A 15794-nucleotide genomic window follows, 5' to 3' on the forward strand; every position below is an offset into this window, starting at 1 on the left:
CCGATTGCCACGCCCGGGGGCGGGAGCGCGGGCCCGCATTCGGAAAGCGGGTGGCCCGCCATCAGGTCCAGGACGATGGTGCCGAGCAACCTTCGAGGACTCATCCATGACTGCCATCGACGCCGAGCAGCCGCCTCGACACCTTCAACCGCCTCGCCTGGTCCAACCTTGCCGCCCAGTCGGCGGAGCAGATCGCGCTTGCCGCGGCGCCGATCGTGGCGGTGCTGCTGCTCGGTGTCGGCGAAGGCCAGACCGGACTGCTGCAGACCGCGTTGACCCTGCCCTTCGTGTTGTTCGCGATTCCGGCCGGGCTGCTGGCCGATCGTTGGTCGCGGCGCGCCTTGATGGCGGGCGCAGAAGCGCTGCGCGCGGTGGCGCTGCTGGGCATCCTCGTGCTGATCTGGATCGGCGGGCTGACGCTTTCATCGCTGGCGTTGCTGTGCTTCATCGCGGTGTGCGGCACCGTGGTCTACAGCGTCGCGGCGCCCTCGCTGGTGCCGTCGCTGGTGCCGCCGGCGCTGCTGCCTGCTGCCAACACGCGGATCGAACTGGCGCGCACCATCGCCTTTGCCAGCGGACCGGCGCTGGGCGGCATGCTGGTGGGATGGCTCGGCGCGGCGGCGGCATTCGGATTTGCGGTCGCCTTGTCGACCATCGCCGTGGTGCTGCTGGCCGGCATTCATGAACCCCCGCGCACGCAGGTCGTGCGACGACATCCTGTGCATGACATCAAGCTCGGGCTGCAATTCGTGTTTCAGCATCCGCTGCTGAAGCCGGTCTTCGTCACGCAGCCGATCTTCGGCGCGGCGGCGTTCATGATCATCGCGGTGTTCGTGCCCTATGCCATCAGGCATCTTCATCTAAGCGCAACGGGCGTGGGCGCGGTGTTGGCGATGTATGGCGGCGGCATGGTGGTCGGCGCCCTGCTGGCAACGCGGGTGATGCGCCGGTTGCCGTTCGGCACGGTGATCGCGCTGGGACCGGTCACCGGCTTCGTCGCCTCGCTGGTGATGGCGCTGACGGTGTGGTGGCCATGGCCGTGGCTGGCCGCGCTGAGCTTCTTCCTGCTCGGCGTAGGGCCGATCCTGTGGGTGATTTCGACCACGACGCTGCGGCAGTCGGTGACGCCGCCGAGCTTGCTCGGCCGGGTCTCGGCCATCAACATCCTGAGCTATGGCGCGCGGCCGATCGGCACAGGGATCGCCGCGGTGGTCGGCGGCCTCTACGGCGCGGAGTTCTGTCTGTACCTGGCGGTGGCGATCTTCGGCTGGCAGGCGGTGGTGATCCTGACCTCGCCCGCGGTGGCGCTGGAACGCCAGCCGGACATGGTCGGCGAGCCCGCCGCGGCGTTGCGGAGTCGTTGAGGCAAACCGGCGGCGAAACCGTGGCGACCGCAGCGCTGTGGCACCTCCTGCCACACCCCGTTGCAAACGCACGCAAATCGCGATCGAACCGGTTTTAACGCCTTCGCCCGATCAGCGCTGCACCGTCTTGCCGCCGATGTAGCGGTTGATCTGTTTCAGCCGGACGTCGGGACACAGCTCGGCGCCGCCCATGGCGTCCCTGATGCGGATCAGGCCGATCAGGTTGCGGCGCATCCCCATCAGCACGAGCGAGGCCTCCGAACAGTCCTCGCCGCGGTCGACCTGGCCGCGGATTCGATCCTCAAGCTCCAGCATGTCAGCCCGCAGAACCCTGATTTTCCGGCGGATTTCGTTCAGCCTGTTGTCCATGGCGAGTCCCCCTTGACGTGAAGGCCAATAAAGAACAAATAGAGAACGTAAATGCAAGTCAGAAATTCAAATTTCGGAGGTTGCGATGTCCTACGATCGACTGCCCGACCGGATCTCAGCGCCCATGACCAGGGGCCAGGCCACCACCCTGCGCACGCTGGCGCTCGAGGCCTATCAGCCGAAACTGTTCGAGGAGCAATTGACCCGGCAGGAAGCGGCGCGGCGGATCGATACGCTGAAGCGCGAGATCGAGCTGGCGAACTCGTTCTGATCACGGCTATCCGTTGAAGCGTGACCTGGGATGGTAAGCTTCATCGGCAGACCGTGGCTCGCCGGGGCGCGCGATGCGCTAGCGCGACAAGACCGCCTGCAGGAAGGCACGGGTGCGCGGCTGGGATGGCGCGGAGAATATCTGTGACGGCGGCCCGGACTCGACGATCGCGCCACCGTCCATCACCACCACCACATCGGCGACTTCCCTGGCAAAGCCCATCTCGTGGGTGACCACCACCATGGTCATGCCTTCCTTCGCCAGCAGCTTCATGACCTGCAGAACTTCACCGACCAGTTCCGGGTCCAGCGCCGAGGTCGGCTCGTCGAACAGCATGACGCGCGGCGCCATCGCCAGCGCCCGGGCAATGGCCACGCGCTGCTTCTGGCCGCCCGACAGGCTGGCGGGCATCGCAGCAGCCTTGTGGGAAAGGCCGACCTTGTCGAGCAGCGCCAGCGCCGCCGCTTCGGCAGCGGCCTTGGGCGTCTTGCGCACCATCCGCATGCCGACCGTGATGTTGTGCAGTACCGACAGATGCGGAAACAGGTTGAAGGACTGGAAGACCATGCCGACTTCAGTGCGCAATTCATTGAGCGAACGCTCGTCCAGAATGGCGCCGTTGTCGACCAGACGGTGGCCGCAGATCTCGACAGTGCCGCCGTCGGCCTGTTCGAGGCCGTTGCAGCACCGCAAAAACGTGCTCTTGCCGGAGCCGCTGGGCCCGATCACCACCACGACCTGTCGCGGCATGATGTCGATGTCGATGCCGTCAAGCACCACATGGCTGCCGAAGGATTTGGTCAGCCCGCGAATCCGGACGATCGGTTGCGACGCATCGCTCATTGCATCATGCCTCCGGCGCGCAGGCGACGCTCGATGCGCTGCAGGACGAAATTGATCGCCTGGGTCAGCACCAGATACAGCATCGCGATGGCGAGATAGACTTCCAGCGAGCGGTACGACACGCTGATGATCTTCTGGCCTTCGTGCATGAGGTCGTCGATGGTCAGCAGCGACACCAGCGCCGAGTTCTTGATCAGCGCGATGAATTCGTTGCCGAGCGGCGGGATCATCCGCACCAGGGCCTGCGGCAGGATGATCGCGCGCATCGCCTGCCCCGACGACATGCCGACCGAACGTGCGGCTTCCATCTGGCCGCGGTCCACCGACTGGATCGCACCGCGGACGATTTCTGACACGTAGGCCGCGGAATACAGCCCAAGCCCCAGCACGCCGCAGGCATAGGCTGGCAGCATGATGTGGAACACCGGCAGGCCGAAGAATAGCAGGAACAACTGCACCAGCAGCGGCGTGCCGCGGAAGAACGTCAGGTAAGCGGTGCAGAAGGCGTAGACGGCGCGGCGTTGCGGGTTAAGCCGGCCGATGCCGAGCAGCAGTCCGAGCAGGCAGCTCAGCACCAGAGCAGCCGCGGTGACTTCCACCGTCACCAGCGTGCCGTAGGCCAGGTCTTTCCAGCCCGCAAAGACCGGCGAGAAGTCGAGCTCCATTTTACGATGCGCCCGTTATGGCGTCGTCGCGGGAAACCATTTTTGCACGATCGCTGCAAAGCTGCCGTCGGCCTTGATCCTGGCCAGCGCGGCATTCATGGCCGTCTTCAGCTCAGGATCGTCCTTGCGCACGGCGATGCCGTAGGCTTCGGTGGTCAGTTGCTGATCGAGCACGCGGAAGCCCGGGCGGGTACGGGCCAGCTGGAAGGCGGCGGGCTTGCCGGTGACGGCACCGTCAGCGCGGCCGATGCCGACCAGATCGAACATCTCCTGGTTCTTCTCGACCTCGACGCGGTTGATCAGCGGGTAGGTGTCGCGGAGATAGCTGACCGACTTGGTACCGACCTGCACCGTCACCTTCTTGCCGTTCAGGTCCTCAATCTTCTTCGCTGGCGAGTCGCTCTTCACCAGCACCGACAGGCCGCCGGCGAAATAGGATTCGGTGAAATCGACGACCTTGCTGCGCTCGTCGGTAATATAGATGGCGGAGATCGCCACATCGAAACGTCGGGCGATCAGTCCGGGGATCAGGCCCTTGAAATCGATGTCGGTCCATTCGACCTGGCGTCCCATGGCCTTGGCCAGCGCATTCATCACGTCGATATCGAAGCCGACACGGGCACCGTTCTCGCTGAACTCCATCGGGGGAAACGTTGCATCGGTTGCAACCTTGAGCGCTGCCGGCGCTTGCGCCGCGACCATGCCGGGCTGCAGGACGATGGCCGCGGCCAGCGCGAGGCATGTGAGGAAGAGCGATCGAACCGGCTTCATCTGAACTCCTGTGGGACTGGTTTTTCGACCATAGGGGATGTGACCGATGGCGAGAAGAACAGATTGTTAGGCAGTACGTGACCTGAAACTGTGCGCAGGATGATCCCTCTCCGGCTTGCGGGAGAGGGGAAGATCAGCGGTCACCCCGCCAGATAGCGCTCGTACTTTCCCGCCGCCGCCGCATCCGTCGCGATGTCGGGGTCCAGCGTGTAGAGATGCTGCGCGCCGCCAATGCCGCGCAGCGCGAAGCGACCGGTGGAGACCAGATGATTGCGGCCGGCGGCGTCGAGGCCCTTCTGGAAGGCTTCCGAGGCCAGCAGCGGGCGGTCCACCGAACTGCACATGGAGGCGATGCGGCTGACCTCGTTCACCGCCGGTCCCACCACGGTGAAGTCGAGCCGCTCGTCGCTGCCGATATTGCCGTAGAACACCTCGCCGACATGCAGGCCGACATAGGCCGTGGTCACCGGCCGGCCCTCGGCCTCGCGCCTGGCGTTGAGCGCGATCATGTTGCTGCGAAAGCGGTGCTCGGCGCGCAGCGCGCGGTGCCGCGCCGCGACGATGTCCTCGCCGGTGAACATGGCGAGCACGCCGTCCCCCATCAGCTTCAGCACGTCGCCGCCGGCCTCGTGGATCGCCTCGATGGAGGCTTCGGCATAATCGTTGAGAAACGGGATGATCTCGTCGGGGCCGATCTTCTCGCTGATCCCTGTGGAGCCGCGCAGATCGGAGAACCACAGCACCGCATTGATCCAATCGCTGACGCCGCGCGTGATGCGACCGCGCAACACCTGCTCGGCGGCGTCGCGGCCGAGATAGACGCGGCCCAGCGTGCGGGAGATGGCGACCTGCGCGGCCATCTTGATGGCCAGGCCGAGCGCCGGCACCAGGTCGCGCAGCGCCGCCAGTTCGAACGGCGCAAAGCCATCGTCGCGGCGCGTCGCCCAGTAGGAGTACAGGCAGTCCATCTGCCCCATGGTGCCGGCCTCGCCGAAGCGGTGCACCATGGCAATGCAATGCCTGTGGCCGGCCTTGGCGAGGTCGCCCATGATGGAAAAGCCGCGCGCCTCGATATCGGCGACGCAGATCTCGATCTCGTCGAGGCCGTGCTCCAGCATGTGGAAGAAGGCCGAGCGGCGCCAGTTGTCGGCCGCCTCGCCGGCGCTGGTGGAGCCGTATTCGAAAAAGTCGGTCTCGTTGGTGGCGGCGTCGTTCCAGCGGAAGCCGCGGCCTTCGAAGATCGGGTGCAGCGTGTCGATGAAGACGAGGCCGCGCGACAGGTCGATGCCGCCGGCGCGCGCGCGCTCGCAAAAGCCGCGGATCAACTCGTTCTCGGGAAGGCCGGTCAGGCCCTGCCCGACCAGCCAGTTCATCAGTTCAAGGCGTTGCGTCGCTTCCATCCGGACAATCTAGCCGGTGCGCTCGTCTCCGCCAACTGCCTGCACGATCTCGCCGTCTTCCTTGACGAAGGTCGCGGCGGGCGCATCGAGCAGTTCCAGCACCAGTTCCGACGGACGGCACAGTTTCGTGCCCTTCGGCGTCTCGACGATCGGCCGGTTGATCAGGATCGGATGCGCCAGCATGGCGTCGAGCAGCGCGTCTCCGCCAAGCGCGGGATCGTCGAGGCCGAGTTCTGCGTAGGGCGTGCCCTTTTCACGCAGCAGCGCACGCGGCGTAATGCCCATCGCCGCGATCAGTTGCGTGAGCCGCACGCGGTCCGGCGGAGTCTTGAGATATTCGATCACCACGGGTTCCTCGCCGCTGGCGCGGATCATCGCCAGCGTGTTGCGCGAGGTGCCGCAGGCCGGGTTGTGATAGATGGTGACGGTCATGCCTGGGCTTCCTTCTCGATGACGGGCGCAGCGGCCTGCCCGGCGCCGGCTTCATACCAGCCGCGCGACGCCTTGACGATCTTCACCACCGACAGCATCACCGGCACCTCGACCAGCACGCCGACCACGGTAGCCAGCGCGGCGCCGGAGTTGAGGCCGAACAGGCTGATGGCGGCGGCCACCGCCAGTTCGAAGAAGTTGCTGGCGCCGATCAGTGCGGCCGGTGCAGCGACGCACCAGGCGACGCCAAAATAGCGGCTGAGCACGTAAGCGAGCCCGGCGTTGAAATAGACCTGGATCAGGATCGGCACCGCGAGGATCACGATCACCATGGGCTGCGCCAGGATCTGCTCGCCCTGGAAGCCGAACAGCAGCACCAAAGTCGCCAGCAGCGCCGCCAGCGACGCCGGCGCCAGCCGCTGCATGGTGCGCTCGAAGGCGCGCGGCCCGGCTTGCAGCAGCGCCCGCCGCCACAGTTGCGCGATCACCACGGGCACCACGATGTACAGCACCACCGACAGCAGCAGCGTCGCCCAGGGCACCGCGATGGAAGCAACGCCAAGCAGCAGCCCCACCAAAGGCGCGAACAGGAACACCATCAGCACGTCGTTCAATGCGACCTGGCTCAGGGTGTAATGCGGCTCGCCCTCGACCAGGTTGGACCATACGAACACCATCGCCGTGCACGGCGCCGCCGCGAGCAGGATCAACCCGGCGATGTAGGACGGCCCCTGCCCGGCCGGGAGCACCGACGCGAAGACGTGGCCGATGAAGAAGGTGCCGAGCAGCGCCATGGAGAACGGCTTCACGGCCCAGTTGATGAACAGCGTGACGCCGACGCCGCGCCAGTGCTTCTTGACCTCGCCGAGCGCGCCGAAATCGATCTTCAGCAGCATCGGGATGATCATCAGCCAGATCAGGATCGCGACGGGCATGTTGACCTTCGCCACCTCGGCGCCCGCCACCACGGCGAACGCGCCGGGCATCAGATGGCCGAGCGCGATGCCGACCACGATGCACAGAGCGACCCACAGGGTCAGGTAGCGTTCAAAGATGTTCATGGCTCAGGCGACCTCGGGACGCGAGTTGGTGGCGCCGTCGCTGCGGCCGATGTCGCGCAGTTTGGTGCCGAGCGACAGCTGGTCGATGGCTGCAAGGGGCAGCGCGGTGAACAGCGCGATGCGGTTCTTCATGTAGCGGAACGCGGCGACGAAGGCGGCTTCCTTCTGCAGATCGGTGCCGGTCGCGGCAGCGGGATCCTCGATGCCCCAATGCGCGGTGATCGGCTGGCCCGGCCAGACCGGGCAGCTCTCGCCGGCAGCGTTGTCACAGACCGTGAATACGAAATCCATCACCGGCGCGTCGGGCTGGGCGAACTCCAGCCAGCTCTTCGAGCGCAGGCCATCGGTCGGATAGCGGAAGCTGTCGAGCACCTTGAGGGCGAAGGGATTGACCTTTCCGCCCGGCCGGCTGCCGGCGGAGAAGGCGCGAAAACGGCCGCGGCCGTCCTTGCGCAGGATCGACTCCGCGAGAATCGAACGGGCGCTGTTGCCGGTGCACAGGAACAGCACGTTGTAGATCCGGTCAGGCATCGGCCTTCTCCTTGGCTCGCTTCTTCTTCGGGGGCGGACAGCACGGCGTCAGGCTGGCAATCAGCGGCGCGCAGATCTCGGCGCGGCCGCCGCAGCAATCCTGCAGCAGGAACAGCGCTACGGCCTGGAACGCCGCGAGATTGGCGCGGTAGATGATGGAGCGGCTCTTCCGCTCGGCGGTGACCAGCCCGGCGCGCGACAGGATCGCCAGATGCGACGACATGGTGTTCTGCGGAACGGCGACGAGCCGCGCCAGTTCGCCGGCGGCGATGCCGTCGGGCTCGTGCTGCACGAGCCGGCGAAACACGTCGAGCCGCGTATCCTGCGCCAGCGCGCCCAAAGCAAGGATGGCCTGTTCTGATTCCATATATCCAGATTTATCGATACAATGACGTTTGTCAAGCGCCTGCCCCTCACTATTTCGATCATTCTGGAAATACGGTTGACGACCGTGCGACTCCGTGAGAGTTTGCCGGCATGAAACTCGATGATGCAGCCGCTCAGCTCGAAGCCTTGGGCAATCCGACGCGATTGAAGATCTATCGCGCGCTGGTGCGCGCCGGGCACCCCGGGCTGGCGGTGGGACGGCTGCAGGAAAAACTGAAGGTCGCCCCGTCCACCCTGTCGCACCACATCAAGGCGCTGGTCGTCGCAGGACTGGTCACCCAAAAGCGGGAGTCCACGACGCTGGTGTGCCACGCCAGCTACGACATCATGCACGGCCTGGTGAATTTCCTGGTCTCGGAATGCTGCGCCGATATTGCTGAACCAAGCCGCAAGGATTCCAAGAGCGCGGCGTGATCTTTCGTGACTTTTATTTCGATATTTCCAGTTTAATGGGAGGACGATCATGAGCGAAGCCACCAAGACAGTCGCCATCATCGGCGCGGGACCGGTCGGCCTCGCCGCCGCAGCGCATGTGCTGGAGCGCGGCATGGTACCCGTCGTGCTCGAGGCCGGCCCGGAGATCGGCCACGCCATCAGACAATGGAGTCATGTCCAGCTGTTCTCGCCGTGGCAGTACAACATCGACGCCGCCGCCGCGCGCCTGCTCGCGCCGACCGGCTGGAATTCGCCGGAGCCCTCGATCTATCCGACCGGCGGCGAACTGCTCGAAGGCTACCTTGAGCCGCTCGCAACCCGAACAGTGCTGAAGGATCATATCCGCACCTCGAGCCGGGTCACCGGTATCAGCCGTGTCGGCTTCGACAAATTGAAGACCGGCGGCCGCGAGGCCGCGCCATTCGAGCTGCGCTATCAGAATGGCCAGGGACCAACCTCGGTGCTGGCCGACGCGGTGATCGATGCGTCCGGCACCTGGCAGTCACCCAATCCGGCAGGCGCCAACGGCCTTACGGCCATCGGCGAAAGCGAAGCCGCCGACCGCATCGCCTACGGGATGCCCGACGTGCTGGGGCAAGACCGCGCACGCTATGCCCGCAAGACGGTGGCGGTGCTGGGCGCCGGACATTCGGCTGTGGGCACGCTGACCGATCTCGCACGGCTGCGGCAGGATGCGCCGGGCACCGAACCGGTGTGGTTGCTGCGCGGCGCGGATCCGGAAAAAGCTTTTGGCGGCGGCGCCAATGACAAGCTTGCCGCCCGCGGCGAACTCGGCTCCGCCTTCGCTGCCCTCGTTGCCGCCAGCGCCATCGCCGTCGAAACCGAATTCCGGGTGACGCAGATCGATCGCGACGGCAGTCGACTGCGCATCGCCGCGGGCGGACGCCATGTGATTGTCGACGAGTTGATCGTGGCCACCGGCTTCCGGCCACAGCTCGATTTCCTCAGCGAATTGCGTATCCGACTCGATCCCGCGATCGAATGCCCGATAGCGCTGGCGCCGCTGATCGATCCCAACGAACACAGCTGCGGCACCGTGCGGCCGCATGGCGCAGCCGAGTTGCAACAGGACGAGCCCGGCCTCTACATCGCCGGCATGAAATCATATGGCCGCGCGCCGACCTTCCTGATGATCACCGGCTACGAACAGGTGCGCTCCATCGCCGCCGCCATCGCCGGCGACCACGCGGCGGCGGCACGGGTCGAACTGGTGCTGCCGGAAACCGGCGTGTGCAGCCGCGGCGCGGCGGCCGGCGCCGAGCCATGCTGTGGCGCGACAGCAGCCTTCGCGGTTAGCGCTTGCTGCGGCCCTTCGACGGCGGCACAACAACCAAAAGAAGCAGGCTGCGGGTGCCCTTGACCATGATCTCTCCACGATGAGCCCGCGCCAACTTCCCCTCATCCTGGCGCTGGGCACCTCCCAGACGCTGGCCTGGGCCTCGAGCTACTATCTCCCGGCCATCCTCGCCGATCCGATCGCCCACGATCTCGGCATTTCCAGCAACTGGATGTTCGCGGCGTTCTCGGCATCGCTGGTGATCTCGGCGCTGCTCGGGCCCCGGGTCGGCCGGCAGATCGACCAGTTCGGCGGCCGGCAGGTGCTGTCGGCCTCCAACATCATTCTCGCGGCGGGGCTGGCGGTGCTGGGCCTGGCCGGATCGATCCCGGTGCTGATCGCGGCGTGGCTGTTGCTCGGCGCCGGCATGGGGCTCGGGCTGTACGACGCCGCCTTCGCCGCGCTCGGCCGCATCTATGGCGACCAGGCGCGGCGCTCGATCACCGGCATCACCCTGCTGGCCGGCTTCGCCAGCACCGTCGGCTGGCCGCTGACCGCGTGGGGGCTCTCGACCATCGGCTGGCGCGAGACCTGCTTTGCATGGGCGGCGGCGCATATCCTGATCGGGCTGCCGCTCAACCTGATCTTCCTGCCTCCGGTCAAGGGTGCGAAGGCCGCAGCCGTGGTTGCGATCAAACCGCACCTGCCGATCGACCGCACCATGGTGCTGCTGGCCTTCACCTTCGCCGCGGCATGGAGCGTCACCGGCGCCATGGCCGCGCATCTGCCGCGCATCATGGAGGCCGCCGGCGCATCGAGCGTGCAGGCGATCACCGCCGGCGCGCTGATCGGACCGGCGCAGGTGCTGGCGCGGATTCTCGAGGCCGGCTTTCTCAGCCGCTTCCATCCGCTGCTGTCGACGCGGCTGGCCTGCATGACGCATCCGGTCGGCGTCGCCATCCTGATGCTGGCCGGCGGCGGCGCGGCCGGGGTGTTCGCGGTGTTTCATGGCGCCGGCAACGGCATCCTGACCATCGCGCGCGGCACGCTGCCGCTGGCGATCTTCGGGCCGGAGAACTACGGCTACCGCCTCGGCCTGCTCGGCGCCCCCGCGCGGATGGCGCAGGCGGCAGCGCCGCTGGCATTCGGCCTGCTGATCGACGTGATCGGCAGCCGCGTGCTGCTGGTGTCGTCGGCGCTCAGCCTGTCGGCGCTGCTGGCGCTGTGTTTGCTGAAGGGGAAGCGGCACGGACACTTGTAGGGTGGGCAAAGTTCTCGGGCGCGAAGCGGACGAGAACGTGCCCACCATGCCCCACGACGGTGGGCACGGCGCAAGAGCGCCTTTGCCCACCCTACGACTACGACAGCGTCAGCGTCAGATATTCGCGCCCTGCTCCTTGTCGCCGATGACAACCGAGCCCGGGAACAGCCGCCGGATCAGAATGTAAAACACCGGCGTGAACACCAGGCCGAACAAGGTGACGCCGATCATGCCGAAGAATACGGCGACGCCGACCGCCTGACGCATCTCCGAGCCGGAGCCCGACGAGATCACCAGCGGCAGCACGCCGAGGATGAAGGCGAAGGACGTCATCAGGATCGGCCGGATGCGCAGCCGGCAGGCCTCGATCACGGCTTCCAGCTGCGGCCTGCCCTCCTGCTCGATGTCGCGGGCGAATTCGACGATCAGGATGGCGTTCTTGGCCGCGAGCCCGACCAGCACGACGAAGCCGATCTGGGTCAGGATGTTGATGTCCTGCCCCATGATGCGGACGCCGATGGTCGCCGCCAACAGGCACATGGGCACGATCAGCAGCACCGCGAAGGGCAGCGACCACGAGCCGTATTGCGCCGCCAGCACCAGGAACACGAACAGCACGCAGATCGGAAACACGTAGAGCCCGGAATTGCCGCCGGTCGCCTGCTGGTACGACAGGTCGGTCCATTCGAAGGTGAAGCCGCTCGGCAGCGTCTCGTCGGCGAGCTTCTTCATGGTCGCCAGCGCCGTCGCCGAGGACACGCCGGGCAGCGTATCGCCCTGGAGTTCGGCCGCCGGATAGAGATTGTAGCGCGCCACGCGATCCGGCCCGGCGGTATCCTTGAAATTCAGCACGCTGCCGAGCAGCACCATGTTGCCATCGGTGTTGCGGGTCTGCAGCCGCGCCAGATCGGACGTCTCCTTGCGGAACGGCAGGTCGGCCTGCGCGGTGACGTGATAGGTGCGGCCGAGGATGTTGAAGTCGTTGACATAGGCCGAGCCGAAATAGGTCTCGATCGCGTCGGTGATATTCTGCACGGGCACGTTGAGCATCTGCGCGCGCTGCCGATCGACCTCGACGAACACCTGCGGGGTGTTGGCGGTAAACGGCGAGAACACCGCGGTAAGCCCCGGCGCCTTGCGCGCGGCGTTGACCAGTTCGTCGGTGGCGGCCGCCAGGAATTCGGCGCCCCTGCCCTGACTGTCCAGGATGCGCATGGCGAAGCCACCGCCGGTGCCTATGCCCGGCACGGCCGGGGGCGGCACCACGATCACCACCGCGCCTTCGATGGCCGCCAGCCTCTTGCGCAATTCGGCCGTGATGCCGGTGGCGGTCAGGCCATGCCTGGCGCGCTCTTCGGCGTCGTCGAACACCGGAAACAGAGCGGCGGCGTTGCTGGCCTGCGTGCGCGTCGCGCCGTTGAATCCGGCGAAGGACGGCACCCGGACCACGCCGGGCACGCCGAGTGCGATGCGCTCGATCTCACGGACGATCTCGGTGGTCCGCGTCAGCGAGGATGCGCCGGGCAATTGCACGACAACGATGACATAGCCGCGATCCTGCGCCGGGATGAAGCCCTGCGGCGTCGAATAGACCAGCCAGCCGGCGGACCCGATCAGCACGGCATAGATCAGCAACATCACCGCCGAATGCCTGATGACCCAGCCGGCCGCCGTGCCGTAGCCGTGCGACAGCCGGTCGAAGCCACGGTTGAATGCACCGGTGAAGGCGCCCCAGCCGCGCGCCACCACGTTCCAGCTGGCCGGTGCGGCCTTCTCGTGATGCGCCTGCAGGATCAGCGAGGCCAAAGCCGGCGACAGTGTCAGCGAACAGAAGCAGGAGATCGCCGTCGCCACCGCAATGGTGATGGCGAACTGCTGGAAGAACTGCCCGGATATGCCGCCGATGAAAGCGGTCGGCACGAACACCGCGCACAGCACCAGAGCGATCGAGACCAGTGCGCCGCCGACCTCCTCCATGGTGCGTAAGGCCGCGTCACGCCGCGATTTGCCTTCAGAGAGATGCCGCTCGACATTCTCCACCACCACGATGGCGTCGTCGACGACGATGCCGACCGCCAGGACGAGGCCGAACAAAGTGAGATTGTTGATGGAGAAGCCCAACGCCGCCATCACGGCGAAGGTGCCCACCAGCGAGACCGGAATGGCGATGATCGGGATGATCGCGGGACGCCAGCCCTGCAGGAAGACGAGTACGACGACCACCACCAGCGCCATCGCCTCGTAGATCGTCTTGATCAGTTCGGAGACCGACTGCGCGATGAACTCGGTCGGGTTGTAGCCGATATTGTAATCGAGCCCCTTCGGGAAATCCCGCTTCAGCCGCGCCATCGTGTCGGACACCGCTTTCGCGGTACCCAGCGCGTTGGAGCCTGGCCGCTGCGACACCGCAAGGCCGATCGCGGGCTTCTTCAGCAGGAAGCTGTTGGTGGTGTAGGCCAGCGCACCCAGCTCGATGCGGGCGACGTCGCGCAGCCGCGTGGTGCGGCCGTCGGCGCCGGCCTTGATGACGATGTTCTCGAATTCCTTGGCGTCCTTGAGCCGGCCGGTAAAGGTCAGGTTCGGCGCGAATGCGCGGTCGGAGATCGGCGGTTCGGCGATCTGGCCGCCGGCAATCTGCAGGTTCTGCGCGCGCACGGCGGCAATCACCTCGCCCGCGGTCAGGCCGAGGGTGGCGATCTTGTCGGGGTCGAACCACAGCCGCATCGAATAATCGCGCGCGCCAAAGATCGTGATGTCGCCGACGCCGTCGAGCCGCAGCGGCTGGTCGCGCACCTGACGCAGCGCATAGTTGGAAATGTAGAGCTGGTCGTAGGTGTCGTCCGGCGACAGCATGAACACGACCATCAAGAGGTCCGGGCTGTTCTTGCGGGTGACGACGCCGACCCGCTGCACCTCTTCCGGCAGCCGCGGCTGCGCGATGGCGACGCGGTTCTGTACCAGCACCTGCGCCTTGTCGAGGTCGGTGCCGAGCTTGAAGGTGACGGTGATGTTGAGCTGGCCGTTCGAGGTGGCCTGGCTGTACATGTACAGCATGTCCTCGACGCCGTTGATCTCCTGTTCGATCGGCGTCGCCACGGTGTCCGACACGGTCTGGGCGGACGCGCCGGGATATTGCGTGGTGATGACCACCGTCGGCGGCGCCACCTGCGGATATTCCGCAACCGGCAATGTCGTGTAGGCCAGCGCGCCGACAATCAGCAGCACGATCGACAGCACCATCGCCAAGATGGGCCGGTTGATGGAGAGGCTGCCGAGATTCATGGCTTGGCGCCAGCGGCTGGCGCAGAGGTCGGCGCTGCTTGAGGCGCCGGCGCAGCCTGCGCCTTCGGCGTCACCTTGGCGCCGATCCGTGCCCGCTGCAGGCCATCGACAATGACCCGGTCGTCGGGCTTCAGCCCCTCGCGGATCACCCGCAGCCCGCTATCCAGCGGCCCGAGCACCACCGGCCGCGCTTCCACGGTATCGTCGGGCTTCACCACCATCACGATCTTGCGCGACTGGTCGGTGGCAACGGCGGCGTCCGGAATCAGCAGCGCCTCGTATTCGCCTGACGCGATCACGCGCACGCGGGCGAACTGGCCGGGCAGGATCGACTGATCCTGATTGTCGACGATGGCGCGGCCCCGCAGCGTGCCGGTGCCGACATCGAGCCGGTTGTCGAGGAAGTCCATCTTGCCCTTGTGCGACGGCTTGGTCTCGCCCACCAGCGTGATCTCGACCGGATTGGGCGTGTCGCGCGAACTCGGCCGCCTGCCTTCGAACCACAGCCGGCTGTTGCGCAGATAGGTCGCCTCGTCCATGTCGAAATAGACATAGATCGGCGTGATCGAAACGATCGAGGTCAGCAAGGTCGCGCCGCTCTCGCTGCCTTGCACGAGGTTGCCGACCGAGACGAGATGGCGGCTGACGCGGCCATCGATCGGCGCCACCACTTTGGTGTATTCGACATTGAGTTGGGCCTGCTTCAGCGATCCTTCTGCCTGCAGCGTCGCGGCTTCCGCCGCGGCGAGCGCCTGGGCACGCTGGTCGACGATGTTTTCGGAGATCGCCTGGGTCTTGATCAGCGTGGTGGCACGCTCGAGTTCGCGCTGCGCCAGCACCACCTTGGCCTTGGCATCGTCGAGCGCGCCCTGCGCCGTTTCAGCCGCCGCCTGATACTGCCGCGGATCGATCTCGTAGAGCAGATCGCCGGTCTTCACGACCGCACCGTCGGTGAAGGCGACCTTGGTGACGAAGCCGGTGACGCGGGCTCGGACCTGCACCTGCTCGATGGCGTCGAAGCGACCGGTGAACTCATCCCAGTCGGTGGTGACTTTTTTGGTGGGGTTTGCGACCGTCACCGCCGGCGGCGGCGGTGCCGCGGCTTCTTCCTTCTTGCCGCAGCCCGCCAGCAGCAAGAGCGCCAGCACGGCAACCGCCCCCGCGTGGCGCGGCCGACACGCGGCAGCGTTGAGGCCGCGGGATAGAATTCGCTGCTTGCTCAAGACAAATCTCCGTGGCCGACCGACGACAGGACGGATGTCGATCATCATACATAAATGCGATCTATCAAGCGAAAACAGTATGCACGCATTCGATGTCGACAACGCAACATGCGCGATCACGAAATGTTGCCTCGACTTGGACCGCCAGGCGCGACCGGCCATCCCGCCGGACCGTTTCGCGGCGGCCGCGTCCCGCGGACGC

At 66.1% G+C, this 15794-nt stretch carries 16 protein-coding genes; 5 read left to right on the forward strand and 11 right to left on the reverse strand.

Annotated features, from left to right (window positions below; all coding sequences use genetic code 11):
* Positions 1–110 precede the first annotated feature (110 nt).
* Positions 111–1364: an MFS transporter gene (locus ACUXVA_RS23660; RefSeq protein ID WP_445493347.1), complete on the forward strand. Its 1254-nt coding sequence runs from the start codon at positions 111–113 to the stop codon at positions 1362–1364.
* A 111-nt stretch (positions 1365–1475) separates the two neighbouring features.
* On the opposite strand, the gene ACUXVA_RS23665 is transcribed toward ACUXVA_RS23660, so the two are convergent.
* Positions 1476–1733, reverse strand: coding sequence for a hypothetical protein (locus ACUXVA_RS23665; RefSeq protein ID WP_265083347.1), 258 nt, complete (start codon positions 1731–1733; stop codon positions 1476–1478).
* 85 nt (positions 1734–1818) lie between these two features.
* Here ACUXVA_RS23665 and ACUXVA_RS23670 point away from each other — a divergent pair, with 85 nt between their 5' ends.
* Positions 1819–2004: a DUF3072 domain-containing protein gene (locus ACUXVA_RS23670; RefSeq protein WP_265083346.1), complete on the forward strand. Its 186-nt coding sequence runs from the start codon at positions 1819–1821 to the stop codon at positions 2002–2004.
* A 78-nt stretch (positions 2005–2082) separates the two neighbouring features.
* Here ACUXVA_RS23670 and ACUXVA_RS23675 read toward each other — a convergent pair whose 3' ends face one another.
* The 8 genes from ACUXVA_RS23675 to ACUXVA_RS23710 all read right to left on the reverse strand — a co-directional run bounded on the left by ACUXVA_RS23675 (position 2083) and on the right by ACUXVA_RS23710 (position 8074).
* Positions 2083–2847 (reverse strand): amino acid ABC transporter ATP-binding protein, encoded by a 765-nt coding sequence (locus ACUXVA_RS23675; protein WP_445488484.1) that lies wholly within the window; start codon positions 2845–2847, stop codon positions 2083–2085.
* Positions 2844–3512, reverse strand: coding sequence for an amino acid ABC transporter permease (locus ACUXVA_RS23680; RefSeq protein WP_265083344.1), 669 nt, complete (start codon positions 3510–3512; stop codon positions 2844–2846). Before ACUXVA_RS23680 ends, ACUXVA_RS23675 begins: the two co-directional genes overlap by 4 nt.
* 15 nt (positions 3513–3527) lie before the next feature.
* Positions 3528–4283: a transporter substrate-binding domain-containing protein gene (locus ACUXVA_RS23685; protein WP_445488487.1), complete on the reverse strand. Its 756-nt coding sequence runs from the start codon at positions 4281–4283 to the stop codon at positions 3528–3530.
* A gap of 140 nt (positions 4284–4423) precedes the next feature.
* Positions 4424–5683, reverse strand: coding sequence for an adenylate/guanylate cyclase domain-containing protein (locus ACUXVA_RS23690; protein ID WP_445488489.1), 1260 nt, complete (start codon positions 5681–5683; stop codon positions 4424–4426).
* A gap of 9 nt (positions 5684–5692) precedes the next feature.
* Entirely contained in the window at positions 5693–6115 is a 423-nt protein-coding gene (arsC, locus tag ACUXVA_RS23695) for an arsenate reductase (glutaredoxin) (RefSeq protein ID WP_445488491.1), read from the reverse strand.
* Positions 6112–7176, reverse strand: coding sequence for an ACR3 family arsenite efflux transporter (gene arsB, locus ACUXVA_RS23700; protein WP_445488493.1), 1065 nt, complete (start codon positions 7174–7176; stop codon positions 6112–6114). The genes arsC and arsB overlap by 4 nt, the downstream gene beginning before the upstream one ends.
* Positions 7177–7179: 3 nt before the next feature.
* Positions 7180–7707 (reverse strand): arsenate reductase ArsC, encoded by a 528-nt coding sequence (locus ACUXVA_RS23705; protein ID WP_265083339.1) that lies wholly within the window; start codon positions 7705–7707, stop codon positions 7180–7182.
* Positions 7700–8074, reverse strand: a complete 375-nt coding sequence (locus ACUXVA_RS23710; protein WP_265083338.1) for an ArsR/SmtB family transcription factor — start codon at positions 8072–8074, stop codon at positions 7700–7702. The genes ACUXVA_RS23705 and ACUXVA_RS23710 overlap by 8 nt, the downstream gene beginning before the upstream one ends.
* Before the next feature lie 110 nt (positions 8075–8184).
* Between ACUXVA_RS23710 and ACUXVA_RS23715 the strand changes: the two genes are divergently transcribed.
* Genes ACUXVA_RS23715 through ACUXVA_RS23725 form a run of 3 tightly spaced genes read left to right on the forward strand, consistent with a single transcriptional unit; the run spans position 8185 to position 11087 of the window.
* Positions 8185–8508, forward strand: coding sequence for an ArsR/SmtB family transcription factor (locus tag ACUXVA_RS23715; protein ID WP_265083337.1), 324 nt, complete (start codon positions 8185–8187; stop codon positions 8506–8508).
* Between the two features lie 49 nt (positions 8509–8557).
* Complete coding sequence (locus ACUXVA_RS23720) at positions 8558–9910, forward strand: NAD(P)-binding domain-containing protein (protein ID WP_445488496.1); 1353 nt, start codon at positions 8558–8560, stop codon at positions 9908–9910.
* 16 nt (positions 9911–9926) lie between these two features.
* A complete protein-coding gene (locus ACUXVA_RS23725; RefSeq protein WP_265083336.1) occupies positions 9927–11087 on the forward strand; it encodes an MFS transporter in 1161 nt (386 codons plus the stop codon).
* Positions 11088–11201: 114 nt separating this feature from the next.
* Here the strand turns inward: ACUXVA_RS23725 and ACUXVA_RS23730 are convergent, their stop codons facing one another.
* Together ACUXVA_RS23730 and ACUXVA_RS23735 are read right to left on the reverse strand one after the other, a co-directional pair.
* Positions 11202–14369: an efflux RND transporter permease subunit gene (locus ACUXVA_RS23730; RefSeq protein WP_445488499.1), complete on the reverse strand. Its 3168-nt coding sequence runs from the start codon at positions 14367–14369 to the stop codon at positions 11202–11204.
* The gene (locus tag ACUXVA_RS23735; RefSeq protein WP_265083675.1) at positions 14366–15577 is read right to left on the reverse strand and encodes an efflux RND transporter periplasmic adaptor subunit; all 1212 of its coding nucleotides are present in this window, start codon (positions 15575–15577) and stop codon (positions 14366–14368) included. The genes ACUXVA_RS23730 and ACUXVA_RS23735 overlap by 4 nt, the downstream gene beginning before the upstream one ends.
* Positions 15578–15794 lie beyond the last annotated feature (217 nt).

Source organism: Rhodopseudomonas sp. RCAM05734 (assembly GCF_052658035.1).